Annotated in this window: 21 protein-coding genes, 1 tRNA gene, 2 rRNA genes and 1 other RNA gene; 12 read left to right on the forward strand and 13 right to left on the reverse strand. The window is 43.7% G+C overall.

Annotated features, from left to right (window positions below; genetic code table 11):
* Nucleotides 1-74 precede the first annotated feature (74 nt).
* The 3 genes from rrf (AAGA51_RS01965) (at nucleotide 75) to rrf (AAGA51_RS01975) (ending at nucleotide 517) form a co-directional block, all read left to right on the forward strand.
* Nucleotides 75-190: ribosomal RNA gene (gene rrf, locus AAGA51_RS01965) — 5S ribosomal RNA — on the forward strand.
* 62 nt (nucleotides 191-252) lie between these two features.
* Nucleotides 253-328: transfer RNA gene (locus AAGA51_RS01970), tRNA-Thr, on the forward strand.
* Nucleotides 329-401: 73 nt separating this feature from the next.
* Nucleotides 402-517, forward strand: a 5S ribosomal RNA gene (gene rrf, locus AAGA51_RS01975).
* A gap of 62 nt (nucleotides 518-579) precedes the next feature.
* On the opposite strand, the gene AAGA51_RS01980 is transcribed toward rrf (AAGA51_RS01975), so the two are convergent.
* The 5 genes from AAGA51_RS01980 to leuA all read right to left on the reverse strand — a co-directional run bounded on the left by AAGA51_RS01980 (nucleotide 580) and on the right by leuA (nucleotide 6,346).
* Complete coding sequence (locus AAGA51_RS01980) at nucleotides 580-1,362, reverse strand: DUF547 domain-containing protein (protein ID WP_042484714.1); 783 nt, start codon at nucleotides 1,360-1,362, stop codon at nucleotides 580-582.
* Between the two features lie 106 nt (nucleotides 1,363-1,468).
* Nucleotides 1,469-2,071, reverse strand: a complete 603-nt coding sequence (gene leuD / locus AAGA51_RS01985) for a 3-isopropylmalate dehydratase small subunit (protein WP_042484711.1) — start codon at nucleotides 2,069-2,071, stop codon at nucleotides 1,469-1,471.
* 17 nt (nucleotides 2,072-2,088) lie between these two features.
* Entirely contained in the window at nucleotides 2,089-3,486 is a 1,398-nt protein-coding gene (gene leuC / locus AAGA51_RS01990; RefSeq protein ID WP_042484708.1) for a 3-isopropylmalate dehydratase large subunit, read from the reverse strand.
* A gap of 79 nt (nucleotides 3,487-3,565) precedes the next feature.
* Nucleotides 3,566-4,657: a 3-isopropylmalate dehydrogenase gene (gene leuB / locus AAGA51_RS01995; protein WP_042484706.1), complete on the reverse strand. Its 1,092-nt coding sequence runs from the start codon at nucleotides 4,655-4,657 to the stop codon at nucleotides 3,566-3,568.
* Nucleotides 4,658-4,792: 135 nt separating this feature from the next.
* Nucleotides 4,793-6,346 carry a 2-isopropylmalate synthase gene (leuA, locus tag AAGA51_RS02000; protein ID WP_042484702.1) on the reverse strand — a complete coding sequence of 518 codons (1,554 nt, stop codon included), beginning with the start codon at nucleotides 6,344-6,346 and terminating at the stop codon, nucleotides 4,793-4,795.
* A gap of 495 nt (nucleotides 6,347-6,841) precedes the next feature.
* On the opposite strand from leuA, the gene AAGA51_RS02005 reads away from it, so the two are divergent.
* The 6 genes from AAGA51_RS02005 to ilvN all read left to right on the forward strand — a co-directional run bounded on the left by AAGA51_RS02005 (nucleotide 6,842) and on the right by ilvN (nucleotide 14,425).
* Nucleotides 6,842-7,375 carry a phosphatase PAP2 family protein gene (locus AAGA51_RS02005; RefSeq protein ID WP_042484699.1) on the forward strand — a complete coding sequence of 178 codons (534 nt, stop codon included), beginning with the start codon at nucleotides 6,842-6,844 and terminating at the stop codon, nucleotides 7,373-7,375.
* Nucleotides 7,372-8,418 carry an MJ1255/VC2487 family glycosyltransferase gene (locus AAGA51_RS02010; RefSeq protein ID WP_042484696.1) on the forward strand — a complete coding sequence of 349 codons (1,047 nt, stop codon included), beginning with the start codon at nucleotides 7,372-7,374 and terminating at the stop codon, nucleotides 8,416-8,418. The genes AAGA51_RS02005 and AAGA51_RS02010 overlap by 4 nt, the downstream gene beginning before the upstream one ends.
* Before the next feature lie 400 nt (nucleotides 8,419-8,818).
* On the forward strand, nucleotides 8,819-9,778 hold the full coding sequence (gene leuO, locus AAGA51_RS02015; protein ID WP_042484694.1) for a transcriptional regulator LeuO: 960 nt from the start codon (nucleotides 8,819-8,821) through the stop codon (nucleotides 9,776-9,778).
* Between the two features lie 197 nt (nucleotides 9,779-9,975).
* Nucleotides 9,976-11,778, forward strand: a complete 1,803-nt coding sequence (locus AAGA51_RS02020) for an AMP-dependent synthetase/ligase (RefSeq protein ID WP_042484691.1) — start codon at nucleotides 9,976-9,978, stop codon at nucleotides 11,776-11,778.
* A 429-nt stretch (nucleotides 11,779-12,207) separates the two neighbouring features.
* A complete protein-coding gene (locus AAGA51_RS02025; protein ID WP_042484688.1) occupies nucleotides 12,208-13,929 on the forward strand; it encodes an acetolactate synthase 3 large subunit in 1,722 nt (573 codons plus the stop codon).
* A 1-nt stretch (nucleotide 13,930) separates the two neighbouring features.
* Nucleotides 13,931-14,425: an acetolactate synthase small subunit gene (gene ilvN / locus AAGA51_RS02030; protein ID WP_042484685.1), complete on the forward strand. Its 495-nt coding sequence runs from the start codon at nucleotides 13,931-13,933 to the stop codon at nucleotides 14,423-14,425.
* A gap of 119 nt (nucleotides 14,426-14,544) precedes the next feature.
* Here the strand turns inward: ilvN and serA are convergent, their stop codons facing one another.
* The 5 genes from serA to zapA form a co-directional block, all read right to left on the reverse strand.
* Nucleotides 14,545-15,774, reverse strand: a complete 1,230-nt coding sequence (serA, locus tag AAGA51_RS02035) for a phosphoglycerate dehydrogenase (protein ID WP_042484681.1) — start codon at nucleotides 15,772-15,774, stop codon at nucleotides 14,545-14,547.
* A gap of 250 nt (nucleotides 15,775-16,024) precedes the next feature.
* Complete coding sequence (rpiA, locus tag AAGA51_RS02040) at nucleotides 16,025-16,681, reverse strand: ribose-5-phosphate isomerase RpiA (protein WP_042484678.1); 657 nt, start codon at nucleotides 16,679-16,681, stop codon at nucleotides 16,025-16,027.
* A gap of 323 nt (nucleotides 16,682-17,004) precedes the next feature.
* Nucleotides 17,005-17,589 carry a 5-formyltetrahydrofolate cyclo-ligase gene (locus AAGA51_RS02045; RefSeq protein WP_042484676.1) on the reverse strand — a complete coding sequence of 195 codons (585 nt, stop codon included), beginning with the start codon at nucleotides 17,587-17,589 and terminating at the stop codon, nucleotides 17,005-17,007.
* A gap of 2 nt (nucleotides 17,590-17,591) precedes the next feature.
* Nucleotides 17,592-17,775: non-coding RNA, 6S RNA (ssrS, locus tag AAGA51_RS02050), on the reverse strand.
* Between the two features lie 19 nt (nucleotides 17,776-17,794).
* Nucleotides 17,795-18,103 (reverse strand): cell division protein ZapA, encoded by a 309-nt coding sequence (gene zapA, locus AAGA51_RS02055; protein WP_042484675.1) that lies wholly within the window; start codon nucleotides 18,101-18,103, stop codon nucleotides 17,795-17,797.
* Between the two features lie 242 nt (nucleotides 18,104-18,345).
* On the opposite strand from zapA, the gene AAGA51_RS02060 reads away from it, so the two are divergent.
* Genes AAGA51_RS02060 through AAGA51_RS02070 form a run of 3 tightly spaced genes read left to right on the forward strand, consistent with a single transcriptional unit; the run spans nucleotide 18,346 to nucleotide 21,358 of the window.
* Complete coding sequence (locus AAGA51_RS02060; RefSeq protein ID WP_042484671.1) at nucleotides 18,346-18,921, forward strand: YecA family protein; 576 nt, start codon at nucleotides 18,346-18,348, stop codon at nucleotides 18,919-18,921.
* Between the two features lie 11 nt (nucleotides 18,922-18,932).
* The gene (gene ubiH, locus AAGA51_RS02065) at nucleotides 18,933-20,117 is read left to right on the forward strand and encodes a 2-octaprenyl-6-methoxyphenyl hydroxylase (protein WP_081878699.1); all 1,185 of its coding nucleotides are present in this window, start codon (nucleotides 18,933-18,935) and stop codon (nucleotides 20,115-20,117) included.
* 11 nt (nucleotides 20,118-20,128) lie between these two features.
* Nucleotides 20,129-21,358: an FAD-dependent 2-octaprenylphenol hydroxylase gene (locus tag AAGA51_RS02070; RefSeq protein ID WP_042484668.1), complete on the forward strand. Its 1,230-nt coding sequence runs from the start codon at nucleotides 20,129-20,131 to the stop codon at nucleotides 21,356-21,358.
* A gap of 96 nt (nucleotides 21,359-21,454) precedes the next feature.
* Here AAGA51_RS02070 and AAGA51_RS02075 read toward each other — a convergent pair whose 3' ends face one another.
* The 3 genes from AAGA51_RS02075 to ygfZ all read right to left on the reverse strand — a co-directional run bounded on the left by AAGA51_RS02075 (nucleotide 21,455) and on the right by ygfZ (nucleotide 23,675).
* Nucleotides 21,455-21,661, reverse strand: coding sequence for a DUF1107 domain-containing protein (locus AAGA51_RS02075; protein WP_042484665.1), 207 nt, complete (start codon nucleotides 21,659-21,661; stop codon nucleotides 21,455-21,457).
* A 567-nt stretch (nucleotides 21,662-22,228) separates the two neighbouring features.
* Nucleotides 22,229-22,711 carry an aminoacyl-tRNA deacylase gene (locus AAGA51_RS02080; RefSeq protein ID WP_042484658.1) on the reverse strand — a complete coding sequence of 161 codons (483 nt, stop codon included), beginning with the start codon at nucleotides 22,709-22,711 and terminating at the stop codon, nucleotides 22,229-22,231.
* Nucleotides 22,701-23,675, reverse strand: coding sequence for a tRNA-modifying protein YgfZ (gene ygfZ, locus AAGA51_RS02085; RefSeq protein WP_042484655.1), 975 nt, complete (start codon nucleotides 23,673-23,675; stop codon nucleotides 22,701-22,703). Before ygfZ ends, AAGA51_RS02080 begins: the two co-directional genes overlap by 11 nt.
* Between the last annotated feature and the right edge of the window lie 131 nt (nucleotides 23,676-23,806).

Here is a 23,806-nt window from a genome sequence, read left to right on the forward strand (position 1 = left end):
TTTGTGGGCTCAAATAAGAACATAAACTTGATTGTGTATAAGAACGAAAACAGCTTTCCGAATTAAAGAATTTGCTTGGCGACCATAGCGATTTGGACCCACCTGATTCCATGCCGAACTCAGAAGTGAAACGAATTAGCGCCGATGGTAGTGTGGGGTCTCCCCATGTGAGAGTAGGACATCGCCAGGCTCATATTTAAAAAGAGCCCGTCTAACGACGGGCTTTTTTAGTCTTATAAGACACAGCTTCTTGCTGATATGGCTCAGTCGGTAGAGCGCATCCTTGGTAAGGATGAGGTCCCCAGTTCGATTCTGGGTATCAGCACCATGCATTCGACACGCACTGTAAATTTGTCTTCATCTTTGAAAAAGATGAAAGTCAAAAGCGGTCACAAAATTTGCTTAGCGACCATAGCATTGTGGACCCACCTGATTCCATGCCGAACTCAGAAGTGAAACACAATAGCGCCGATGGTAGTGTGGGGTCTCCCCATGTGAGAGTAGGACATCGCTAGGCTTTATTTCCAAGCCCCTGTAGAGATACAGGGGCTTTTTCATATCCGTTATTCTAAACGTTCGTTATTTCTTCTCATTCAATTTCCAGTCGTACTCATATTTTATTTTCCCTTCATAATGAGTTACTCCCGTTCGGTATTTGCTCAGATGGTCAAATAATTGAGTTCTGCTACCAAAATCTTGCGCAAACCAATCATAAATAGAAGAAAGGGTCAGTTGGCCATCTTGATACGAAACACCCTTATGACTATTGATGAAATCACGAGCCGCCTTTTCTAACAGAAGCTCAGTATTTTCCGCGGTGAATGCTTTTGGTTGCAGGTTGGGGCATCCTAGGCTGGCACAATTGATTGCATAATGTGTTCTCGGGTCACCCCAAATAGGCCTTAAAATTCGATGTTCTATATCATTGAGCGTTAAAGGCTTTCCTGCCACATTTGCGATTTCATCATCCCATGGACCAAAACCAAACCAACTACCGATTTTGGTGATTGAGGCTACAGGGTAATTATCCAATATGAGTTGCACTGTGAGTGCGTTATAGAGGTTTACCCAATATGCATACTGTTCTTTTTTGTTCAGTTCTCTTGGGTCAGTATTTGATAAATCAGATAAATATTGTGTGAGTTTCTCTTTATCGGATGGCGTGACTAGGGCGTATTTAAACAAGGTGTAATCGCCCTGAGAGATAAGATAAATGTCTAGGATGGCTTGCCATTTGTGGTGAGATAGTGAAGTACTGCTTTGTTGATTGCTGACATTCCAATAAGGCCATAAATCGGATTTAGGTGCCGAAAACGAAAGTGGTGAGAACAGCAAAAGTGCATACGCAAGGAGTCTTTTCATAAACAGTGTCAGTTAAAGGGTATATAGACAATAAGACCAAGGTTACTACGCTTTTATTTCAGCGATAAAAAAGGGTTGCTTGTCTGCAACCCTATATTCATTTTCGCTATCTTAAGAATGAAGGAATTTTCGCTTCATACTCTGCGATTTTAGCTTCGTGTTGCAGAGTCAGACCAATGTTGTCTAGGCCATTTAGCAAACAGTGACGACGGAATTCATCGATTTCGAATCCATATTCTTTACCGTTTGCTGTCACGATCATTTTTTCCAGATCAACGGTAACCTGCGCACCTTCGTTTGCTTGAACATATTGGAAAATCTCATCAACTTCTTGCTCGGTTAAACGAACAGGAACCATTTGGTTGTTGATAGAGTTGCCATAAAAAATGTCTGCAAAGCTTGGAGCGATCATCACCTGAATACCATAGTCAGCAAGTGCCCATGGTGCGTGTTCACGAGAAGAACCACAGCCGAAGTTCTCACGCGCTAGCAGAATACTCGCACCTTTGTAACGAGCTTGGTTCATGACGAAATCTGGATTTGGTTGCTCACCAGCATCATCAAGGAAGCGCCAGTCATGGAAAAGGTGCTTACCAAAACCAATGCGATTTACTTTTTGTAGAAACTGCTTAGGAATAATTGCATCTGTATCGACGTTCGCTGCATCTAGAGGAACAACTAAGCCTGTATGTTTTTGAAAACCTGCCATTTAAATTTCCTCTATCCTTATTTGTTACGAATATCGACAAAGTGACCAGCAATCGCTGCTGCTGCAGCCATCGCAGGGCTAACCAGATGGGTTCTACCATCACGACCCTGACGTCCTTCAAAGTTACGGTTTGAGGTTGATGCACAACGTTCACCGGCACCTAAACGGTCATTGTTCATAGCCAGACACATAGAACAACCTGGTAAACGCCACTCAAAACCAGCTTCGATGAAGATCTTGTCTAAGCCTTCAGCTTCTGCTTGAGCTTTTACCTGCTCCGATCCCGGAACAATTAGCGCCTGTACATGTGATGCGACTTTTTTACCTTTCGCAACGGCGGCGGCTGCACGCATATCTTCAATACGAGAGTTCGTACAAGAACCGACAAAGACTTTATCGACTTTGTAATCCGACAGCATTTTGCCAGCTTCTAGCCCCATGTATGCCAAAGCTTTTTCAGCAGATACACGCTCGACTGGATCGCTAAACGATTCTGGTGAAGGAATAGGTGTATCAACCGCAATAACTTGACCTGGGTTGGTTCCCCAAGTGACTTGAGGACGAATACTTGCTGCATCTAGCGTTACAACTGCGTCAAACTTCGCATCTTCGTCTGTTTTTAGTGTTTGCCAGTATTCAACCGCTGCATCCCAATCTGCGCCTGTTGGAGCAAACTTACGGCCTTTGATGTAATCAAACGTTGTTTGGTCTGGAGCGATCAATCCCGCTTTTGCACCTAGTTCGATAGCCATGTTACATACTGTCATACGACCTTCCATAGAAAGATCGCGAATCGCTTCACCGCAGAATTCAACTACGTAGCCTGTACCGCCCGCTGCCGTCGTTTTACCGATAATCGCTAGAACGATATCTTTTGCTGTGATACCCGGAGCGACTTTGCCTTTGACTTCGATTTTCATGGTTTTAGCGCGAGCTTGTTTCAGCGTTTGAGTTGCCATTACGTGCTCAACTTCAGAAGTACCGATGCCGAATGCCAAAGAACCAAATGCGCCGTGCGTTGCTGTGTGAGAGTCACCACAAACAATAGTCATACCAGGAAGCGTAATGCCTAATTCAGGGCCCATTACGTGAACGATACCTTGGTATTTGTGGTTAATGTCATAAAGGGTAACGCCAAACTCTTCGCAGTTTTTCGCTAGGGTTTGCATCTGGATTCGAGCCATTTCACCCGATGCATTGATGTCTTTAGTTGTGGTTGAAACGTTGTGATCCATGGTTGCGAAGGTTTTGCTTACTTGGCGCAGTTTGCGTCCTTTCTCGCGTAAGCCATCAAACGCTTGAGGTGAAGTTACCTCATGAACCAAGTGACGGTCGATGTATAGAATTGGGTTTTCGCCTTCCGCGGCAACTACGACGTGGGCGTCGTAGACTTTTTCATATAATGTTTTGCCCATGTGTTTGCTTCCTTGTCTCGCTCTCCTTGAGTAGCCAATGACTGGTAAATCGGTCATTGGCTGGCGAGAGTACTAATTATTATGAATTAAGAATGTATTCAGCGATTTTGTCGCCCATTTGCGAGGTGGTCAGCGCAGGCTTGCTACCGGATAGATCCGCCGTTAATTCGCCAGCTGATAGTGCTTTGCCTACCGCAGCTTCAATATCTTGTGCAGCGGCTTCTTCGCCTAAGCTGTAACGAAGCATGAGTGCAGCAGAAAGGATTTGAGCGACAGGGTTAGCAATGTTTTTACCTGCAATATCAGGAGCACTGCCGCCCGCTGGTTCATACAGACCAAACTTACTTTCATTCATACTTGCAGAAGGAAGCATACCCATTGAGCCAGTGATCATGGCACATTCATCAGAAAGGATGTCGCCGAAGATGTTTGAACATAGCATGACGTCAAACTGAGAAGGATCTTTGATCAACTGCATAGTCGCGTTATCAATATACATATGTGATAACTCAACATCTGGGTAATCTTTTGCAATTTCAGTGACGACTTCGCGCCATAGAATCGAGCTTTGAAGTACGTTTGCTTTATCGATAGAACAGACTTTCTTGCGGCGCAGACGAGCTGATTCAAAAGCAATCTTAGCGATACGCTCGATTTCAAAGCGATGGTAAACCTCAGTATCAAACGCTTTCTCGTTAGCGCCTTCACCTTCACGGCCTTTAGGTTGACCAAAGTAAATGCCGCCCGTTAGCTCACGAACAACAACAATATCAAAACCACGATCAGAGATATCAGCACGCAGAGGTGAGAACGCTTCTAGCCCTTTGTGGATCTGTGCTGGTCGCAAGTTACAGAACAATTGGAAATGCTTACGTAGAGGTAGAAGTGCGCCACGCTCAGGTTGTTCGTTTGGTGGAAGATGTTCCCATTTAGGACCACCAACAGAACCGAAAAGTACAGCATCGGATTCTTCACAAGCACTCAATGTGCTATCAGGAAGTGGGCAGCCATGGTTATCAATCGCAATACCGCCTACGTCATGTTCTTCACGCACGAAAGTTAACTTGTGTTTTTGTTCGATAGCATTAAGTACTTTATGTGCTTGTTGCATTACTTCTGGGCCGATGCCGTCACCTGGTAATACGGCAATCTTATAAGTTTTGTCTGTCATGCGAGTCCTTCACTAATTTTGATAATATTCGTTCAATGTTGTGTTTGCTTTACGTCCTTCCAACTGAAGTTACAGAAGTGGTGTCTGGGTTCATTCAACACTCTGCAACTCCAAGTATTCAGGAGGCTATGTTATTTAAACGCCAGCAATTACTTTCTTCTTCTGTTTTATTTCTTCAATTTGGTTTGCGCGATGAATGCTGTTGATAACATGCAATAGCGCTTGACCAGAGGCTTCAACGATATCCGTAGATACGCCAGTGCCGTGGTACTTGCGTCCTTTGTAGTTGGCAATGATGTCTGCCTGACCTAAACCATCTTCGCCTTCACCTTTTGCGGTTAAGTCGAATTTGTCTAGCACGATGTCATAACCAGTGACGCGGTAGATACATTGATATAAAGCATCTACTGGACCATTACCGACTGCCGCTTCACATTTCTCTTCGTCACCACAAAGCATTTTGACGCTGGTTGTCGCCATAACACTACCAGATTGAACACTCAAATAGTTCAACTTGTAGTAATCGTCTTCATCGCGAAGATTTGAGAAGTGCATTAATGCTTCCAAATCATAGTCGAATACTTGGCCTTTGCGGTCAGCAAGTTTCAAGAAGTCTTCGTATAGCGCGTTTAGGTTGTATTCGTTTTCGTTGTAACCCATGGCGTCCATATGACTCTTCACAGCGGCACGACCACTGCGACTAGTCAAGTTAAGCGCTTGGTTTTTCAAGCCAATAGACTCAGGCGTCATGATTTCGTAGGTATTCTTGTTTTTCAACATACCATCTTGGTGAATACCTGAAGAGTGGCTGAATGCGTTTGCACCAACAATCGCTTTGTTGCTCTGAATCGGCATGTTGCAAAGCTGGCTAACCAATTTGCTGGTTCGGTGAATTTCTTCATGCTTGATACCAGTGTGAACACCCAAGAACTCTTGACGAGTTTTGATGATCATGGCGATCTCTTCTAAAGCACAGTTACCTGCACGTTCACCGATACCATTAATCGTACCTTCGATCTGGCGAGCACCAGCTTGAACTGCTGCAATGGAGTTCGCCACAGACATGCCCAAGTCATCGTGACAGTGAACAGAGATAATCGCTTTATCAATGTTTGGCACACGGTTAAATAGGGTTTGGATGATGCCACCAAATTCACTTGGTACTGTGTAACCGACAGTGTCTGGAATGTTGATAGTACGAGCACCAGCATTGATTGCAGCTTCAACCATACGGCATAAGTTGTCGATTGGTGTACGACCAGCATCTTCACAAGAAAATTCCACATCATCAGTATATTGGCGAGCATGTTTCACAGCGTTCACCGCCATCTCTACGACATCGTCATAACTACGACGAAGCTTGTCTTGAACGTGAATGGTCGATGTTGCCAAGAAAGTGTGGATTCGGAACTGATCTGCCACTTTTAACGCTTCAGCTGCTGCATCGATGTCTTTCGCAACGGCACGTGAAAGAGCACAGATTCGGCTATTTTTGATATTTTTCGCGATAGTTTGTACAGATTCGAAATCACCCGGTGAGGAAACAGGGAAGCCCGCTTCGATCACGTCAACACCTAAGCGTTCCAGTGCGTAAGCGATTTGCAGCTTCTCTTTTACCGTTAGGCTTGCTGACAACGCCTGTTCACCGTCGCGCAAAGTTGTATCGAATATGATGACCTGATCGTTCATGTTTGCTTCCTTACTCGAAGAGTTAATCGTTTACTTCCTGAATTTAGTTATAAAAAAACCCGCATCGTGTGCGGGTTCTTGTAAATCTGTTGTGGTGTCTTCCGTCCACTCATTACCCGCGCGATTGATTCACGATAAGGAGCAGGTTCAGGAGTAGAGAAGAACGAATTGTCATTATTAACATCCACAAATTTGAATTAACAAATTAGTACCGTACTCAACCGAGCGCGTCAACCCTAAAGTTGTTTTTTTGTTCATATCGGAGCAGTTACTTCGTCAACAAGGCAAAAATTAGCAGTTTGTTGTTGAAAGCATGTCGCCAATGTAACGCCTTCGAGCCTCAGTGTAAGACTAAGGTTAAAAAAAATTGTTGAACTACGACTAACTGTCATCCATTTACAAACAAACAGTCACGGATTTGCAATCTATTGCTTTTAGCTTGGAGGTAGGAACATTTCTATCTGAAGCACTTTCAATTGAAAGTAAGGGGATGCCATGAAAACCATCAAGCCCATCGCAAAGCTTGATTTAGCTTTTTCGATGCTTTGCCTACAACATAGATTCAATCAGCCAGTTGCGAGGATCAGTAAAGCGGTCTCTCATACCGGAGATGGACATTTATACGCTCTATTTGGTGTTTTAGCTTGGGCGATTGGTGGTAGCCATGGCTCAAATTTCTTAGCGGCGGGGTTAGTAGCATTTGCTATCGAACTGCCTTTGTACTGGTTATTAAAAAACAGCTTCCAACGCCGACGCCCTCAAGAACTCTCACCAGTATTAACCGCTTTTATTACTCCTTCTGATCGTTATAGCTTGCCTTCAGGCCATACTGCTGCGGCATTTGTTATGGCGACCTTGATAGGTCAGTTCTATCCAGATGGCTATGGGATTGCCTTTATGTGGGCAGCACTTATTGGCAGTGCGAGAATTTTGCTTGGCGTCCATTTTTTAACGGATGTGATTATTGGCGCCATTCTTGGTGCTAGCTGTGCAACGATTTCAATGCAGTTGTTGGAGATGAATATTTGAAGATTCTGTATGGTGTTCAAGGTACCGGTAATGGTCATATTGCGCGTGCTCGGGCAATGAGTGAAGCTTTCAAAAATACCGATGCGAAAGTGGATTTCTTGTTTTCCGGTCGCGAAGCACAAAAATTTTTCTCTATGGAGAGTTTTGGTGATTACCAGATCCGTCGTGGATTAACCTTTGTGTTTGAACAAGGACGAGTAAACTATCTCCAAACCGCGCTCAACAATAGCCCCTTACAATTAATGAATGAAATTCGCCAATTGGATTTGTCGGGTTATGAGCTGATTCTGAATGATTTTGAACCCGTGTCTGCATGGGCGGCAAAACGCCAGAAGAAGGATGTCATTGGTATCAGCCATCAAAATGCATTTCGCTATCCAGTACCGTTAAAAGGTGCAAGCTGGCTAGATAAACAAATTATGCAGCGTTTCGCGCCAGCAAATTATAATTTAGGCCTGCATTGGTACCATTTTGATCAACCGATACTGCCTCCGATTGTTCATACCACAGTGCAAGACATGCTCAACCAAGACTTCATTTTGGTTTATCTGCCTTTTGAAGATGTTGACCAGGTGTGTGAACTGTTATTCCGCTTCGTGAACAAATCTTTCATTTGTTATCACCCTCAGGTTATAGAGCCGGAGACGGTGGAAAACGTTGAGTTAAGACCTCTGTGCCACAGCAGTTTCCAATACCATCTCCATCGCTGTGATGGTGTGATTGCCAATGGCGGTTTTGAGCTGCCTTCTGAAGCTCTTTCATTAGGCAAAAAACTGTTGTTGAAACCTTTGATTGGACAGTTTGAACAGCAGAGTAATGTTGCGACTTTGGAAACGCTTGGTCTGGCATCTGCGATGGACTTTCTAGACGTATCAGCGGTGAGTAAATGGCTTGATGAAAAACAGGCTGAAAGAGTTATTTACCCCAATGTAGCCCAAGCAATTGTTGAATGGATCTTGCAAGGTAATTGGTCTAATCAACAAGATTTATGTGATGGTTTATGGCAACAAGTCGATTTCCCTAGTTACGCTTCAGTAAATTAACGCCTAGTCATTAACTCCTAGCCGTTAGACATGAAAATTAAAAGTTGCAGCTTATAGGCTGCAATTTTGATTTTCCGGTACTGAGAATCCCTGAATGATTGGATTTAAATATAGTTAATATCAATGCGTCTATTCCACATCCTCGCTTTCTGACATTGGTTTTTATCTTTTTTTATACTTGCGATAGAGCTTGATAAAGCTTGTATCTTGTAGGTTTATTCCTCTTTTTAGTATCAAAAAATCTGACTTTTCCTTAATGCTATTGCTATTCGGCAAACGAATGAATCATAGTTGGGTCAGCTTAAAAATATCCAAGCAACCAATAATAAAAGTACAGGTTATCTATTCGCTAACGAATGTTTGATATTTGATTGGATAGATTAATTTAGAGGTATAGCGAATGTTAGATAAAAACGGCGGCATGGGAGCCATTTCTAGTTATCGTATGGAAAGCGTTTTACGTGGTGTCGATTTAAACCTGCTGACGGTTTTTGATGCTGTAATGCAAGAGCAAAATATTACTCGTGCAGCTCATAATCTGGGTATGTCGCAGCCTGCGGTAAGTAATGCGGTTGCTCGTCTTAAAGTAATGTTTAATGACGAACTCTTCATGCGCCAAGGTCGTGGTATTCAGCCTACTCAGCGTGCTCGTCAGTTGTTTGGTCCAATTCGCCAAGCTCTTCAACTTATCCGTAATGAGTTACCAAGTTCTGTGTTTGCGCCAGAAACATCCAGTCGCTTATTCAAACTGGCTATTTGCAGCCCGTGTGATATTCGTTTTGCACCGAAGATCATGGAAACCATTCATGAAATTGCGCCAAGTATCCAATTGCACTTAGATGCAGAATTTGACCGCATGTTGGCGGAGCGTATGCGTTATCAAGATACTGATTTTGTTATCGACTACGCACATTTCGATGGACAGGGATTCTCAAGCACAGAGCTTTTCCAAGATGAGTTAGTGGTTGTTGCAGCAAAATCTCACCCTCGTATTCAAGGCAAAGTGACTCGCGAAGAGCTGACACAAGAGAAGCACGCTAAGCTATCAAAAATTCACGGCCAACGCAGTTTTTCAGAGCAGGCTTATCAAGAGCTATACTGCTCTTCAAGTTACGAAGGCACGAGCTTAAGCAACGTTTTGTACGTGGTTGGTCAATCTGAGCTTGTTACTGTTGCGCCTCGCTGGATGGTAGAAAACGTGGCAAATGCAGATATGCTACAAATCCTAGACTTCCCGTTTGATAACGCGAAAATCAGCGGTTACTTAAGCTGGCATGAATCGAGTGAAAAAGACCGTGGTCACATTTGGTTACGAGACCAATTGATGATGATTTGTCGCGAAGTGATTGCCCGCAAATAAGACGTGATTCCACGTTAACTATTTAAAACAGGACGTTAAGAAAAAGCCTTGGGAAGGGAGACCAACTCAAGGCTTTTTTATTGTTCGCTAAGTCTAAAATTATCCATAAGTTTGATGTTTGTCAGTTGCCTTTTGTAGTTCAATCGGTACACTTGTGCGCTCGATTAAGCTTACAGGTGTAAGCTATAGGTAGATAGATGACTAATTTAGATTTTCATATCGTTAAACGTGTTCGTGAGCAAGTCTCTCACAACGGTGATCGTAGTGCCCTGAAACACAAAATAGGGGATGCATGGAAAAGCATTAGTTGGACGCAATTTGGACAGCAGATGGACGCGTTATCATTAGCGCTTCTTTCTCAACATATTGGCGTTCAGGATAAGGTTGGTATTTTCTCCAACAATATTCCTCAATGGACCATTGCGGATTTTGCAGCATTGCAATTGAGAGCAGTGACTGTCCCTATCTATCCGACCAATACCGCCGATCAATCTGCTTACATTTTACAAGATGCAGATGTCAAAATTCTCTTTGTTGGTGAGCAGCCACAATACGATATCGCTTTAGACATTTTCGAACAATGTGAACAACTTCAGCTTGTCGTAGCTATGGACGACAGCATTGACCTGAAAGGCTTTGAACATGCCATTCGTTGGTCACAATTTATCGCGATGGGGCAAGAGTCTGATCGTGAAGAGCTGGAAACTCGCGTTGCTCAAGCCAATTTTGAAGATCTGATTACCTTAATCTATACCTCTGGTACAACCGGTCAGCCAAAAGGTGTCATGCTTGATTACCGTAATATCGGTTCACAGTTAGAGGGACACGATCAGCGTCTTAACTTAACTCAAGACGATGTTTCCTTGTGTTTCCTTCCGCTTTCTCACGTGTTTGAGCGAGCTTGGACTTTCTACGTGCTTTATAAAGGTGCGACCAACTGTTACCTGCATGATGTTTCTCACGTTCGTGAAGCATTGAGTGAAGTTCGTCCGACAGTAATGTGTGCGGTTCCTCGTTTCTACGAGAAGATTTTCTCTGCTATCCATGAAAAAGTGGCTAGAGCTTCTTTCATTCGCAAAGTGATGTTTACTTGGTCTGTGAACATGGGCGCGAAGATGGCGGTATGTCATCAAGAGCACCGTAAACCGTCTTGGTTGCTTACTCAATGCTACGGTATCGCGGATAAAGCGGTTCTGTCTAAATTGAGAGGATTATTAGGCGGGCGCATCAACTTTATGCCATGTGGTGGAGCGAAGTTAGATGAAACCATTGGCCGATTTTTCCATGCCATCGGAATCAATGTAAAACTTGGCTACGGTATGACCGAAACAACCGCGACGGTTTCTTGTTGGGATGACAAATGCTTCAATCCTGATTCTATTGGTCTGTCTATGCCTGGGGCTCAGGTTAAGATTGGCGAAAATAACGAGATTTTAGTTCGTGGTCCAATGGTGATGCGCGGCTACTACAAAATGCCGGAAGAGACGGCAAAGACATTTGATGAACACGGCTTCTTAAAAACTGGAGATGCTGGTCATATCGATGAGCATGGCAACCTGTTTATTACCGATCGCATCAAAGAACTAATGAAAACTTCAGGTGGTAAATATATTGCTCCTCAGGTTATTGAAGGCGCGATCGGTAAAGATCACTTCATCGAACAAATTGCCGTTATTGCAGATACACGTAAATTTGTGTCGGCGCTGATTGTTCCTTGTTTTGATGCGTTAGAAGAACATGCTAAAGAGCTGAATATCAAATATCACGACCGTTTGGAACTGCTAAAAAACAGTGAAGTGTTAGAGATGTTTGAAAAACGTATTAATGAACTTCAACATGGTTTAGCGAAGTTTGAACAGGTGAAAAAATTCAAGCTGCTACCTAAAGCATTCTCTATGGATGAAGGTGAGTTAACTCCGACGCAAAAGCTGCGCCGTAAGGTGATCAACTCTCGATATCAAGATGAGATTGAAGAGATGTATCAGGAAAAGAAAAAGTAGTTATTGCTACCGTTTTTTAAACACTGACAATAAACATCGATCCCCAGTGAGATTTTCTCTTACTGGGGATTTTTTTATATGTGGCAGAAAGAGGAGAGTAGCGCAGTTCATTGCCCAACAGCTGTTAATATTTTGTTCCGTTTTTTATGGTCGTTATAACACTATCCTCTGTGTCGGTGCTTTGCGGTAATCGTTGATACTTGTTGAATAAGCTTCTGCAATATATCGCCGAGATTGCATCAAATTAGTGGTTAGACCTAATGCTAAGAAAGGGTTAAAGTTGTTGCGTTACCTTAGCTTTTGTTATGACAAAAGCGGGACATAGCTGAAAGCGGAAAGTTTTCGAATTAGGCTACGAATAAGCCCTAGACTATGTATAACCAGACCAATTAACCGACCGCGTTAATCGGATTCTGGTAAGGAGAAAATATGGCAATGTTATCCGGCGCAGAGATGGTCGTTCAGTCTCTGATCGAAGAAGGCGTAGAACAAATTTTTGGCTACCCAGGTGGTTCCGTTCTTGATATCTACGACGCCCTCCACGAAAAAACCGAAAAAATAAAGCATGTTCTTGTTCGTCATGAACAAGCTGCAACTCACATGGCTGACGGCTATGCACGTGCTACGGGTAAACCGGGTGTTGTGTTAGTGTGCTCTGGCCCTGGTGCAACAAATACAGTTACTGGCATCGCAACGGCATACATGGATTCGATCCCGATGATCGTAATCTCTGGTAACGTGGCAACCAATTTGATCGGTAATGATGCTTTCCAGGAGTGTGACATCGTTGGTGTTTCTCGCCCGATCGTTAAGCACAGCTTCTTAGTGAAGAAAGCGGAAGATATTCCAGAAACGATCAAGAAAGCGTTTTACATTGCATCGACTGGCCGCCCTGGTCCAGTGGTGATCGATCTACCTAAAGATGTAATGAATCCGCAGATTAAGCTTCCATACCATTACCCAGAATCAATCAAAATGCGTTCTTATAACCCGACGACTTCAGGTCACAAAGGGCAAATCAAGAAGGCGTTAAAAGCACTATTAGAAGCGAAAAAACCAGTGCTTTACGTGGGTGGTGGTGCATCTATCGCTGGTGCTCACGAACAAGTGCAGCAGCTAGCAGAAAAACTGAATTTGCCAGTCGTTAGCACTCTTATGGGGTTAGGCGTGTTCCCTGGAACACATAAGAATGCCCTAGGTATGCTGGGTATGCACGGTGTGTATGAAGCTAATATGGCTATGCACAATTCAGATTTGATCTTCGGTGTGGGGGTTCGTTTTGACGATCGAACTACCAACAATCTTGAGAAATATTGCCCGGATGCGAAGATCATGCACATCGATATCGATCCGTCTTCCATTTCCAAGAACGTTAAAGTTGATCTACCAATCGTAGGTTCTGCGGATCAAGTTTTGGAAACTATGTTGCAGCTTCTTGGTGAACAAGAAGGTGGCAACGATGTGGAAGCCATTGAACAATGGTGGAGCGAAATTCAAGTGTGGCGCGATCGCAAATGTTTGTCTTACGAAACATCAAGCGAACGCATTAAGCCTCAGCAAGTGATTGAAACCTTATTTAGACTGACTAATGGTGATGCGTATGTAGCATCAGACGTTGGCCAGCATCAGATGTTTGCAGCACTTTACTATCCGTTTAATAAACCACGTCGTTGGATCAACTCTGGCGGCTTAGGCACTATGGGCTTTGGTCTGCCAGCTGGTATGGGCGTTAAGTTTGCTATGCCACAAGAAGAAGTGGTAGTAGTAACCGGTGATGGCAGTATCCAGATGAATATTCAGGAGCTATCCACTGCGTTGCAATACGATATTCCGGTGAAAATCATTAACCTGAATAACCGTTTTCTAGGCATGGTAAAACAGTGGCAAGACATTATTTATCAAGGGCGACACTCTAACTCCTACATGAGTTCAGTACCGGATTTTGCAGCTATCGCAGAAGCTTATGGTCACGTTGGTATTCGCATCAACACACCTGATGAGCTAGAAGCTGGCCTGCAAAAAGCATTGGATATGAAAGACCGATTGGTTTTTGTTGATATCAATGTAGATGAAACTGAACACGTGTACCCAATGCAAATCAAAGGCGAGGGTATGGATAAAATGTGGTTGAGCAAAACGGAGAGAACCTAAGATGAGACACATTATTTCAATATTGATGGAAAACCAACCTGGTGCTTTGTCTCGCGTTGTTGGCCTGTTCTCTCAACGTGGCTACAACATAGAGAGTTTGAACGTATCTCCAACTGATGATGGCACTTTATCTCGTTTAAACTTGACCACGACCTCTACAGAAATGCAGCTTGAGCAGATTCAGAAACAACTGCATAAGCTGATTGATGTGCTGAAAGTTCAGGAGGTGACAGAGTGTGACCACATCGAACGTGAACTTATGCTTATTAAAGTGAAAGCGACAGGTTTCGCTCGCACAGAAGTTAACCGCACAACGGATATTTTCCGTGGTCAAATCGTCGATGTCACAGCATCTCAGTATACGGTTCAGCTTGCAGGAACCAGTGAAAAGCTTGATGCCTTTATTCAGGCAATGGCTGAAGTGACAGAGGTGGTTGAAGTCGCTCGTAGTGGCGTGGTTGGTATCGCACGTGGTGAGCGAGCATTACGTAGCTAATCCCCTCTCAATTTAGCAGCAGATCCATTAAATTAAAAAACCAGCCAATCGGCTGGTTTTTTCTTTTCTATCACTTAACCACCAGTTTCAGCTGGTGGTCCGTTTTAGTCACTGAAGGATTAGTGAAGGATACGTGCGCGAATAGTGCCTTCGATACCTTTTAGTTTATCCAGTGCTTCTAACGAGCGATCCGCTTCAACGTCAATAACCACATAACCGATGTTTCCGGTTGTTTGTAGGTACTGAGCAGCGATGTTGATGCCTTCTGATGCAAAAATGGTGTTAATTTGCGTCAAAATACCAGGGCGGTTTTCGTGAATGTGCAGCAGACGTGAACATTGACGATGCTCTGGTAGAGAAACTTCAGGGAAGTTAACACTTGAAAGCGTAGAACCGTTGTCTGAGTATTTCGCTAGCTTGCCTGCAACTTCAATACCGATATTCTCTTGTGCTTCCTGAGTTGAACCACCCACGTGAGGAGTCAGAATAACGTTATCAAATTTCATCAGCGGAGATTCAAACGCTTCTTTGTTTGAACCTGGCTCTGTTGGGAATACGTCGATAGCAGCACCTGCTAGGTGACCAGATTCCATCGCATCACATAGCGCAGGGATATCAACAACAGTGCCACGTGCTGCGTTAATGAAGATTGAACCTGGCTTCATGCGGTCAAATTCGTCTTTACCCATCATGTTCTTTGTTTCTGGTGTTTCAGGAACATGAAGAGAGATAACATCACATTTATTCAGTAGTTCGCTCATGGTGTGAATTTGAGTTGCATTACCCAGTGATAGCTTGTTTTCGATATCGTAGAAGTACACGCGCATACCTAAGTTTTCAGCGATGATACCTAGCTGAGTACCGATGTGGCCATAACCGATGATACCTAGAGCTTTACCACGAGCTTCGTATGAGTTATCTGCGCTCTTCTTCCAAATACCACGGTGCGCAAGTGCATTCTTTTCAGGGATGCCACGTAATAGAAGTAGGATTTCACCCAGAACAAGTTCTGCAACACTACGCGTGTTTGAGAATGGCGCGTTGAACACTGGAACACCGCGCACAGCAGCGGCATCAAGATCTACTTGGTTTGTACCAATACAGAAACAGCCAATCGCTACCAGTTTATCTGCAGCGTTAATCACTTTTTCTGTTAGGTTAGTACGGGAGCGAATACCAATGAAATGAACATCTTTGATAGCTTCAATCAATTGCTCTTCGTCTAGCGAACCCTTGTGGTATTCAATGTTGGTGTAGCCAGCAGCTTGCAGAACTTCTACCGAAGATGGGTGAAGTCCTTCAAGGAGTAGTATCTTAATTTTTTCTTTTTCCAGTGAAACTTTGGCCATTATTCTCGTCCTTAAAATGGAAAGGGAGGGCTGATGCGTGAAACATCAAGCGAACTACACAATTATTAATCTAAATTAAAAAAGCAAACGTTTTCGTTGCGTTTGTTCTGACCATTAAGTTATCAAATTTTTTTGTGATTGGGTAAGAAAATTACGGAATAAGGAATAATTTTCTTAATGGAAAAGCAACAAAAACGGCACCAGAGGTGCCGTTTGTAATCAAATAACGAAAATTGTTCGATTTTTAGAATTATTCTTCGATTTTGGCGCCTTCAGGAGTACCTGTGATCACCACATCGGCTCCGCTAATAGCGAACAGACCGTTGGTTACAACACCTGCGATACCGTTAATTTTAGCTTCTAGGTCTTTAGCATGAGTAATGTGTAGTCCGTGAACGTCAAGAATAACGTTACCGTTATCGGTCACAACCCCTTGACGGTAAACTGGATCGCCACCAAGTTTAACCAGTTCGCGAGCAACGTATGAACGAGCCATCGGGATTACTTCAACTGGAAGTGGGAATGTACCTAGTACATCAACGGCTTTGGTACCATCAACGATACAAACAAATTTATCTGCAATAGCGGCAACAATTTTTTCACGAGTCAGTGCAGCGCCACCACCTTTGATCATCTCACGTTGAGGGTTGATTTCATCTGCACCATCAACATAGATGTCTAGGCTCATAACATCGTTACAATCGAAGACTTCAATGCCTAAACCTTTAAGCTTCTCAGTTGAAGCGATAGAGCTTGATACGGCACCTTTAATATCATCTTTGATTGAACCCAAAGCATCGATGAAGTGATTCACTGTTGAACCAGTACCAACGCCGACAATGCTGCCTTTTTCTACGTATTTAAGTGCAGCCCAACCGGCAGCTTTTTTCATTTCATCTTGAGTCATGCCCATCTCCTGAGACGATTTTTTGCGAAAACTTGATTTCTAAGTGAAAGCTGTATGTTTTATATAAACGTTAGCGTGCGCGGGATTATATACGCAAAAGATTGAGAGATGTACTTCGGTTTCTGAATAATTGAAGTTATCCCCTTCCTACTTGAAGCTGCAGGGCTTTATGTTTTGCTATGGGGGGTACGTTCGTTCACCCCAATCACATAGTTATCTATGCTCATGGGGATTCACTCACTTGCCGCCTACCTTCAACTTCAAGCAGTTTGGGTATACGTCACTTCAGTGATGTTTGGTCTTGTAAGTGGTAAATAAGGAGCTTACCACTGCCAAATTTGGCTAGGAGTAACGATTTTAGGCAAGGGAACATCCCACTCTTCTGTTGGCAGTTCGTCTACATGCTGGCAATCATGAGCTAAACCTAATGGAGATGCCCCTTTACCTGTAGTAAACCAAGGTTCGAGAGTTCGGTCATAATAGCCGCCGCCCATGCCTAATCTATGGCCCTGAGAGTCAAAAGCAACCAATGGTGTGCAGATAAGATCCAGTTCTTTGACCGGACAAATGAGGGTTTGATTGAGTTTAGGCTCAAGAATGCCAAATTTGTTGTAAGTCATCGGTGTCTCTGGCTGACAATGCAGAAACAGTAAATGACCAGCAGAAAAAGGGTGTAAGACAGGCAGGTAAATACTTTTACCTTGTGACCAAAGCCATTCAATTAACGGTTGGGTATCCAGTTCGCCATCGGTTGAGAGATAGAGAGCAATCTTCTGGCATGTGCGCATTTCTGGCAGAGTGGAAAAACGTTCAATAAGCTCTTGGCTTGCCTGAAACTGAACATCACTGGCAAGTTGATTACGTTTATCGCGGATAAGTGTTCTTAGTTCTTGTCGTGAATACAACATTAGGGAACCCCAGAGTGCCGTTGTAGATTGTGGCCCTTGAACCAGCTAGTTCAAGGCGGATCAGCAATGGTAACCGTAGGCTTCTCGGTACGAGCCAAGCTTGCTCAATAGCTACTAAGTACTAATCCTTGGGTATTGCTTATCGGCTCGGGGACTTAAATCCACTGACAAACACCCCAGGGTAAATACTTTTGATGGCGGACGTCTAGATTCGTTCTAGTGTCACCTTATTGAGAGCTTCTTCTAGAGAAACGGTGAGCTTTTCCATGCGTTCACTGATTTCTTGCTGTTGACCATTGTTTTGCTGCTGATAAGTTTGCAACTCATAGCAAATGTTCAACGCCGCAATAGTTAAGAGCTTCACTTCATTAGTTACTTTTGTGCGGTCAGCCATTTCTTTTAATCGTCGGTCTAGATCTTGGGCTGCACTAATCAGAGAGTCTTCCTGACCCGCTGGGCAATTTACCCGTGTCATTTTACCTAAAATTTCAACGTCAACCGCTTGATTACTCATGATAAATGAACTCTATTCATATCGCCAAAGATGATACTTCTCAAGTGACCATCGTTGGGGGAAACTATAGGTAAAGCGCTCTCAAGATTCAAGCTTTTCCCGATTATCTATCAAAAATGAGTAACGAAAACTCAGTTCTTAGTCAATTTGCGTAAAAGCTAGCCACAATTGGCAACTTGAGCGTTTTCGCATGAGTGTTGAAGTGGTAGGATTGGGCTTATTTTTCTGATTATGAGCCCGTTATGAGCGACATTACATTTCCGACTTACGACATTTTATCTGGCGAGCTGAAGTCAGCTTCGTTAGGCATAAATCCTGCTGAACTGCACGGTTTGTTGACTGGCATGTTAGCTGGTGGATTAAGTTTGAAAGACGACAGCTGGCAGCCTTTGATTTTCGATTACACCAATGAAGGCATGGGTTGGCCGGTTAAAGCGCTTGAAATGGCAAAACAACTTTTAGTGGCAACCAATGCTGAGTTGACGGACACCACTCTAGAGCTGAGTCTTGTTCTTCCGGTTGGAGAAGGCCCAGAGGCGCTGTTTGATTTTGCTGATGGAGTCGCGGATTGGGTAAACCACTTTATTTCAGGTTTAGGTTTAGCGGGTGCTTCTCTGAACAAAGCGTCATCTGATGCAAAAGAAGCACTAGAAGACCTTGAAGAAATTACCAAGCTAGGCATTGATGAAGACGATGATCTGGAAGAGCAAGCACACCTTTTAGAACAGGTGCTGGAGCACGTTAAAGCTTGTGCTCTGCTTCTGCATGCTGAGCTAGGGATTAAACCAGAGCAAGACAAAGCACCGACCATTCACTAAGGACAAGGACTGTGAGCCAAGTAAAATCGTTTGATGTGATTATTGCTGGTGGTGCTATGGCTGGAGCGACGCTGGCTCTGGCATTGCATCAATTGAGCCAAGGACGCTTATCTGTTGCGGTTGTTGAGCCGTATCAAACCGATCATCAGCAACATCCCGGTTTTGATGCTCGTTCTATTGCTCTGTCTTATGGAACCGTCCAAATCTTGCAACGCTTTGGACTTTGGGAATCGCTTCAGTCTGTAGCCACACCTATCGAGCATATTCATGTCTCTGATCGTTCCCATGCCGGAATGACGGATATCACGAAAGAAGAAGTGGGCGTTAACGCATTAGGCTATGTGGTTGAGTTGGCTGATGTTGGACGAATCTATGCAGAGAAGATCGAGAAAACATCCAGCATTACTCTGTATTGCCCGCAAAGTATTCAAAGCGTAGAGCGCAACATCAATAAAGTCACAGCGATTTTATCTAATGGTGAACAAATAGAAGCTAAGCTACTAGTAGCGGCTGATGGTGCGGTGTCCACTTGTTGTGAACAAGTCGGCTTACCACTGCAAGAACACGATTTTGAACAGGTAGCCATCATTGCCAATGTGGTTACGAGCGAAGCTCATCAAGGTCGTGCGTTCGAGCGATTTACCTCTCATGGTCCGATAGCGTTATTGCCGATGAGTGACAATCGAATGTCGTTAGTTTGGTGTTTACCGCCAGATAAAGCACAAGCTGTTATGGCTTATGACGACGACGTGTTTCTCAATCAATTGCAAGCTGAGTTTGGCTGGCGTTTAGGTAAGCTTGAAAAAACGGGTGCAAGAAGCGCGTATCCGTTGCTATTGAGATATCGAGAACAAAATATCTCACATCGTTTTGCCATTGTGGGGAACGCCGCTCAATCACTTCATCCTATTGCTGGGCAAGGTTTCAATCTTGGCATCCGTGATGTTGCCAGTTTGGCTGAAGAGATCGTTCATGCTGAGGATGTGGGAAGTTACGCACTTCTGACAAAATTTAAGCGCAGACGTGACAACGACAGAACGGCAACGATTACGCTAACTTCCAGTCTGGTTCATCTGTTTTCAAATGACTGGCTAACTCTGCGTATTGGAAGAAATTTAGGATTAGCAGTGATGGATAACATTCCGGTGCTAAAAACTCCGCTGTTACGCCGCACCTTGGGTGTGGTTAATCGATAAGGTACTCGAAAATGATGCGAAGTGTAGATATTGCAATTGTCGGTGGCGGAATGGTTGGCCTAGCTTTAGCTGCGGCCTTTAAGCATACCGATTTAAGAATTGCAGTGATTGAAGGAAATCTTCCTCATGAAGGATTGGGTGAACAACCTGATACCCGAGTGTCTGCTTTAAGCCGCTCAAGTGAAGTGATTTTAAGAAACTTAGGCGCGTGGCAAGGTATTACCATGCGACGAGCTTCGCCATATCAAGCTATGGAAGTGTGGGAACAAGACAGTTTTGCTCGTATAGAGTTTGATGCGAACAGCCTCACTCAACCTGATTTAGGTCATATCGTCGAAAACCGCGTCATTCAACTGGCATTACTTGACCAAGTGAAGCTGCAAGACAACGTTTCTCTATTTATGCCTGCAAGTTGTGAAAAAATGGCGATCGGAGAAAGCGAAGCGTGGCTAACCCTAAATAATGGACAGACACTTACGGCCAAGCTAGTCGTCGGCGCTGATGGCGCAAACTCTTGGGTTCGCAAGCAACAGGACATTCCATTAACTCATTGGGATTACGGACACAGTGCTGTCGTGGCGAATGTTCACACTCATAAGCCGCATCAGCAAGTGGCTCGTCAGGTATTCACACCGTTAGGTCCACTGGCTTTTCTGCCTCTTGGCGATCCGAATATGAGCTCTATTGTTTGGTCGACTGATCCAAACCGAGCAGAACAGTTAGTCGCCATGGGCGATAGTGAGTTTAATAAGACACTGACAGCAGAATTCGATTCGAGACTCGGGCTGTGTAAAGTTGTCAGTGAACGAAGTGCTTTTCCTTTGAAGATGCGTTACGCGCGAGATTTCGTTGCAGAACGAGTGGCTTTAGTTGGCGATGCTGCGCACACCATTCATCCGCTGGCAGGTCAAGGCGTGAATCTCGGTTTTCTCGATGCCGCGAGCTTAGCTCAGGAAGTGATTGAACTCTGGAAGCAGGGGGAAGATATTGGCAGCAAGCGCAATCTACGCAGTTATGAGCGTTGGCGTAAAGCTGAAGCGGCAAAAATGATTGCAGCCATGCAAGGGTTCAAGGACTTATTTGAAGGTAACAATCCTGCGAAGAAATTGATCCGTGGTATTGGTATGCGTTTAGCGGGGCAACTGCCGGGCGCTAAAGATGAAATCATGAAGCGAGCGCTTGGATTAAAAGGCAACCTGCCTGATTTGGCCAAAGTGAATAACGCGCAACCTATGATTTAAAACGCTCTGTGAGTGAGATGCATCAAAAACGTTAAAGGGTTGGCAATTGCCAACCCTTTTAAATTTGATCAGAAACTCATTCGCGAGAAGCGTTATTTAAGCGTACGCACAGCGTAATTTTTTGATTTCTAGATTCACTTCTTTCACGGTCTGAAAATGTCGATGCTCAGCGCGTTCTGGCAAAATCAACTTACCGTTATCAAATTCGAATGTTCCAATTCCGTAGATATAAATTCTTCCCTTAAAAAGACGACTAACATGTTTAGCAATCATTCCAGGCATGTAGCGCTTAAACAGTCTCATACTTCGATCCTTACGTTGTTCAGCACCTTAAGTATAGTAAAACCAGCATAAAGTAAGTGTGACTTAAATGGTGCTTTATGCAGTTTTTGCTGACGTATTTATATTAATGTGTGGTTCTATGCAAAATTTTGGATAAATATCCTTATTTGTGTGACCAGAGCCTCAAATGAAAATGAACAATGGAACCCAAGGTTTTCTGGCGTGCTTATTGAGCCAGATGAATATTACACAAAAAAGAATAATCCAATTTACATTCCCTTAATCAATGTAAATGCGAAATGCGTGCCAGCTTTAGGTAAAAAAGTGCCCGCAAAGATGTGCGGGCAAAAGTCACAGATGCATTACACAAAAAGTGGATGTCCTGAAACAATCAGTGGATTCACTTTTTTGTTGGTGAAGGGTACCCAGAATCACACATTCTGAATGAGCTTTAACCAACGGTTGGAGATTACTTTAAAATTTTATAAATGACTATTTATTGATCTTAAATGAGTAAAAATTCAGTTGGTGATTTTTATTTGTGTGATTTTGATCGCTTTAAATTGTAATGCATTGCATCAATTTAGTTCATTCTTCGCGCTGAATGTGTGCAAAGCTCGGGCAACAAAGCTGAATCAGGTCGTGAGTTTGAAGGGCTATACCAGCCATTGAGGAGCCGCTACTGATGGTGACAACAGGTTGTTCAAGAATTTGATGATCAAAAATGACGGGCATTGACGTTTTAAGCAAAAGAGGAGTCACTGTTCCAATTTGATATCCGGTGATTGATTCGACATCTTTCATATTTACGCACGTCATGCGTCGCCATTGCAGAAAGGTTCTAACTTTTTTCGGATCAACACTCTTGTCTCCTTGAGCACAAGCTAGAGCTAGTTGACCGCCCATATCTCTAAGCAGGATGCACTTAACCATTTGATTTGGGGTGATACCACGCTGATTTGCCGCATCTTCAATGGTGGTCGCGGGTGTTTGATGATGCAGCAAGCGGAAAGCCACTTGCTGCTGCTCAAGGAATTGAGTGAGTTTTGTCTCGCTAACTTTATTCGTCATCGTTTAATGAATAAGGAAGCGCTTCGATGGTCCAGCGAGTGTCCGGTTGCGAAGACAGCCTGAATTCTGTGTCTTCATCTAAATTGTTTGGCAGTACGACTAAACCAATCGCTGTGTTATTAGCAAATGTGTAATGAACCATAAGTTGGCCTGCTGAACGCCAGTTTTCACCGACAGAACGTTCCAACTGAACGACTTCATCACTGTTCAATGGCGATTCTATGTTGCCTTTGACGATATACATTGCACGCTTGTTAATACCACGGTATTTGGCACGAGCTACGGTTTCTTGGCCTGTATAGCAACCTTTGCTAAAGCTGATGCCATTTAGCGCTTGAAGGTTGAGTGCTTGAGGAATGTGCTCATTTTGCTCGGCTTGTGTTACCACAGGGTAAGCTTGCTCTATTTCAAATCTTGCCCAGAGTGTTTCATTAACTTTAGCGGCTTCAATACCATTGATTATCTTTTCTGCTTGCTCGCTATCAACCAATAGTAGCCAGCGTTGCGAATCAATTTTTACAGCACTTCCGCCTTCGATAGAGCGAACATCGCCACGAGTTTCGCTATGAGAATCAATCCAAGCTTGGGCTTGTGCACCCATTAAACCCAGAGCAATATCGCTGCTGTGGGTTATCTCTGCTTTGGAGAAAATTGCATATTTCTTAAGTTCGCGCAGTTCTACGTCGATAGATGAAAGCGGCTGAAACATCGTATAACCACCGTTATGGTGGAAAATGCGAAAGACAGACCAGACTTTTCCTTTTGCGTCGCAATGTGCGCCGAAAGTCATTTGTTCAGCTTCCAGAGAAACCACGTTACAGGTAACTTGGCCTTGCAAATAAGACTTAGCATCTGTACCTACAATTTGAATAGCGCCCCAAGATGCTAGATGTGTGAGCATGAGCTCAGGCAAAGCGTCATCAGCATTGACAGATAGGGGAGAGAAAGTGTTTTTCCAATCCATGATACTCACCATAGTGAACGATATTGATCTATGGTAATCCGGATAAGTTTTTTTGTCAGCTTGATTGGGACTGTGATTGAGACCCTAGTTGATTTTTCTGTCTGTTGGTAGACTTAGCAAAATTACCGTTT

Source organism: Vibrio diazotrophicus, from assembly GCF_038452265.1.
Classification (GTDB): Bacteria; Pseudomonadota; Gammaproteobacteria; order Enterobacterales; family Vibrionaceae; genus Vibrio; species Vibrio diazotrophicus.

Bases quoted from the DNA above. Each gene is read 5' to 3' on its own strand.
- serA (WP_042484681.1), bottom strand. From the start codon at position 15,774: ATGGCCAAAGTTTCACTGGAAAAAGAAAAAATTAAGATACTACTCCTT.
- leuB (WP_042484706.1), bottom strand. From the start codon at position 4,657: ATGACAGACAAAACTTATAAGATTGCCGTATTACCAGGTGACGGCATC.
- leuD (WP_042484711.1), bottom strand. From the start codon at position 2,071: ATGGCAGGTTTTCAAAAACATACAGGCTTAGTTGTTCCTCTAGATGCA.
- ygfZ (WP_042484655.1), bottom strand. From the start codon at position 23,675: ATGGATTGGAAAAACACTTTCTCTCCCCTATCTGTCAATGCTGATGAC.
- leuA (WP_042484702.1), bottom strand. From the start codon at position 6,346: ATGAACGATCAGGTCATCATATTCGATACAACTTTGCGCGACGGTGAA.
- leuC (WP_042484708.1), bottom strand. From the start codon at position 3,486: ATGGGCAAAACATTATATGAAAAAGTCTACGACGCCCACGTCGTAGTT.
- AAGA51_RS02005 (WP_042484699.1), top strand. From the start codon at position 6,842: ATGAAAACCATCAAGCCCATCGCAAAGCTTGATTTAGCTTTTTCGATG.
- AAGA51_RS01980 (WP_042484714.1), bottom strand. From the start codon at position 1,362: ATGAAAAGACTCCTTGCGTATGCACTTTTGCTGTTCTCACCACTTTCG.
- ilvN (WP_042484685.1), top strand. From the start codon at position 13,931: ATGAGACACATTATTTCAATATTGATGGAAAACCAACCTGGTGCTTTG.
- AAGA51_RS02075 (WP_042484665.1), bottom strand. From the start codon at position 21,661: ATGAGACTGTTTAAGCGCTACATGCCTGGAATGATTGCTAAACATGTT.
- AAGA51_RS02060 (WP_042484671.1), top strand. From the start codon at position 18,346: ATGAGCGACATTACATTTCCGACTTACGACATTTTATCTGGCGAGCTG.
- rpiA (WP_042484678.1), bottom strand. From the start codon at position 16,681: ATGACTCAAGATGAAATGAAAAAAGCTGCCGGTTGGGCTGCACTTAAA.
- AAGA51_RS02080 (WP_042484658.1), bottom strand. From the start codon at position 22,711: ATGACGAATAAAGTTAGCGAGACAAAACTCACTCAATTCCTTGAGCAG.
- AAGA51_RS02025 (WP_042484688.1), top strand. From the start codon at position 12,208: ATGGCAATGTTATCCGGCGCAGAGATGGTCGTTCAGTCTCTGATCGAA.
- AAGA51_RS02020 (WP_042484691.1), top strand. From the start codon at position 9,976: ATGACTAATTTAGATTTTCATATCGTTAAACGTGTTCGTGAGCAAGTC.
- zapA (WP_042484675.1), bottom strand. From the start codon at position 18,103: ATGAGTAATCAAGCGGTTGACGTTGAAATTTTAGGTAAAATGACACGG.
- AAGA51_RS02070 (WP_042484668.1), top strand. From the start codon at position 20,129: ATGATGCGAAGTGTAGATATTGCAATTGTCGGTGGCGGAATGGTTGGC.
- leuO (WP_042484694.1), top strand. From the start codon at position 8,819: ATGTTAGATAAAAACGGCGGCATGGGAGCCATTTCTAGTTATCGTATG.
- AAGA51_RS02045 (WP_042484676.1), bottom strand. From the start codon at position 17,589: ATGTTGTATTCACGACAAGAACTAAGAACACTTATCCGCGATAAACGT.